Below are 471 nucleotides of genomic sequence, written 5' to 3'. Positions count from 1 at the left end.
ACCCTCGACGACCAGGGTGAGGCGCAGACATGAAGGCGATCACGGACCCGCATGGAGGATCGGCAGAAGGTTGTGAAAAATTTCTGTGCTGACAGCGAGTTAGCTCACTTTTGGCTGTTTTTTACACGAATCCCTGCCGACCCTCTTCTTTACGTGTTGACGTTGCTGCCCATGCCGGACTTCATGAAGGGCCAGAGCATCGGCGGCATGCTCGGTAACGCCGGCAGCACAATTTTGTGGTTCGCTGATGTGTTCAAGGTCGGGCCTGCGCTGGTGATGATCGGCGCGGCCATGGTGTTCTATCTGTTACGTCGCGTGCTGACGGTCGGGATTTGGTGACATGCTAGGGCCTGTTAACACATCCGAAGCCCATCAACGACTAGGACGAAGCTGAGGAATCCAAGGAACATGACATCCAGCTTCTCGAAGCGCGAGAAAATCCGGCGGTAGCCTTTCAAGCGACGGAACAGT

The 471-nt window shown here is 55.4% G+C and carries 1 protein-coding gene and 1 pseudogene; one reads left to right on the top strand and one right to left on the bottom strand.

Annotation, left to right across the window (positions count from 1 at the left end; genetic code table 11):
• The first annotated feature begins 51 nt into the window (after window positions 1–51).
• A complete protein-coding gene (locus F7R02_RS25875) occupies window positions 52–339 on the top strand; it encodes a hypothetical protein (RefSeq protein ID WP_151210358.1) in 288 nt (95 codons plus the stop codon).
• A 14-nt stretch (window positions 340–353) separates the two neighbouring features.
• Here F7R02_RS25875 and F7R02_RS25870 read toward each other — a convergent pair.
• Window positions 354–471: pseudogene (locus F7R02_RS25870) on the bottom strand (IS5-like element ISCARN85 family transposase); the annotation flags it as partial.

The organism is Xanthomonas cissicola (assembly GCF_008801575.1).
Classification (GTDB): domain Bacteria; phylum Pseudomonadota; class Gammaproteobacteria; order Xanthomonadales; family Xanthomonadaceae; genus Xanthomonas; species Xanthomonas cissicola.
The sequence above is the reverse complement of the archived record's forward strand: the minus strand, read 5'-3'. Positions and strand labels throughout refer to the sequence as shown.